At 41.9% G+C, this 1,593-nt stretch carries 2 protein-coding genes; both read right to left on the minus strand.

From position 1 onward, the window contains the following. Window positions 1-64 precede the first annotated feature (64 nt). The gene (locus tag QZY09_RS02885) at window positions 65-940 is read right to left on the minus strand and encodes a cupin-like domain-containing protein (RefSeq protein WP_295667840.1); all 876 of its coding nucleotides are present in this window, start codon (window positions 938-940) and stop codon (window positions 65-67) included. 211 nt (window positions 941-1,151) lie between these two features. Beyond that, the coding region (locus QZY09_RS02890; protein ID WP_295667842.1) for a fasciclin domain-containing protein at window positions 1,152-1,593 on the minus strand (442 nt) is incomplete at its 5' end.

Below are 1,593 nucleotides of genomic sequence, written 5' to 3' on the forward strand. Positions count from 1 at the left end.
AAAATATTAAAAAATAGTAACCTGAATTTACTACACAGGCTTATGGCTTTCGACTCAAGACTTCTTATTCACTTTCAGCCAGCGCTTTTTCCGCACGTTTAATGGCCAATTCCTCTTTCCAGGCCATGTATTTACTATTAAAATTTTTCTTCATCAGGTCGTCAAACTTCCGCTGTATCGTGAGATTATATAGGCTTTTTGCTTTGATGCCCCATGATTTATCCCAGGCCCGTAATGAGATAGAAAATGACCCGTCGAGGTATTTCATCCAGTGCCAGTAGCCCGTCGGCATAAACAGCGTGTCGCCATGTTCGAGGATAGCCTCTTGCCCTTCTACCCCGTCAAGCGCAGGAAATTTTTTAAAATCGGGGTTTTCAATATCGTAATCCTCCAGCGCATAGGTGGCAAAAGGGATACAATAAAGGCGTTCGCTCCATTTTTGGTCAAACAGGATCACATGCTTGCGCCCGTTAAAATGGGTGTGAAAGATATGGGCAAGGTCGATATCATAATGCAAAAAAGTAACCGATCCGGCCCCGCCAAAAAACATATTTGGATATTTATCTAAAAACCCGCCCGTCAGGTTGGTAGGCGAGCGGTAATCATCCAGTAATTTTGGTGCAAATTTTATCGGGTCGAATAAAAATATCCGCAGGTCGGTGGGTTGTTTTTGGATCAGGTCGATATAATCGCCAAACTTCATTTCCGCAGCGGCAGCGTTTATTGGTTTTGAAGGGTCGGCCTTGGAGCTGTCATATAAAGGAATTACCTGGTCACCTACCACTTCTTTTAAATATTCGAAGGTCCACTTTTGCAGTGCCGGCCAACTTTCAGTGGCTTTCCGGATGATCAAAGGCTTGCGCGGAATTAAATAATTGTTAATAAAATCTTTTTTATTTATTTCATCAATGCGGTCTATAGGGGTTAGTTTGATGCTCATGTTCACAATTATTTAACGTACAAAAGTAAATAAAAGGTAAAAACGTTTAAACATCATCTTTGTTTCTGATAGTTTGCTGACAATTTCAGTTGGCATCAAATGCCTTTAACTATAGCACATAAAAAACCCGGTGCCATCAGCAACCGGGTTTATTTTTATAGGTAGATATTTCTTTAAGTCCTCTCCTTTGGAGAGGATTTAGGTGAGGCTTTTAATTGGGCATTAAAACCGCATTCACCACATGGATCACTCCATTGCTTTGAAATACATCCGCAATGGTTATCCATGATTTGCCGCCTTTTTCGTCAACCAGGTACAGTTTTTTACCTTTTGCCATTACGGTTAAAGTTCCGCCTTCAACGGTTTTCAATTCAGCTTTACCATCACCGGCTTTAACTTTTGCCCATAAATCTGCTGAGCTTAGGCGCCCTGCTACCACATGATAGGTCAAGATTTTAGTCAGGGTAGCCTTATTCTCAGGTTTTACAAGGGTGCCAACAGTTCCGGCAGGCAGTTTGTCAAAAGCTTCGTTAGTTGGCGCAAAAACGGTAAACGGACCTGCACTTTCCAGCGTTTCAACCAAACCGGCTGCTTTAACGGCCGCTACCAGCGTAGTGTGGTCTTTTGAATTTACTGCATTTTCAACAATGTTT

It is taken from the genome of uncultured Mucilaginibacter sp., from assembly GCF_903913935.1.
In the GTDB taxonomy this organism is placed as follows: domain Bacteria; phylum Bacteroidota; class Bacteroidia; order Sphingobacteriales; family Sphingobacteriaceae; genus Mucilaginibacter.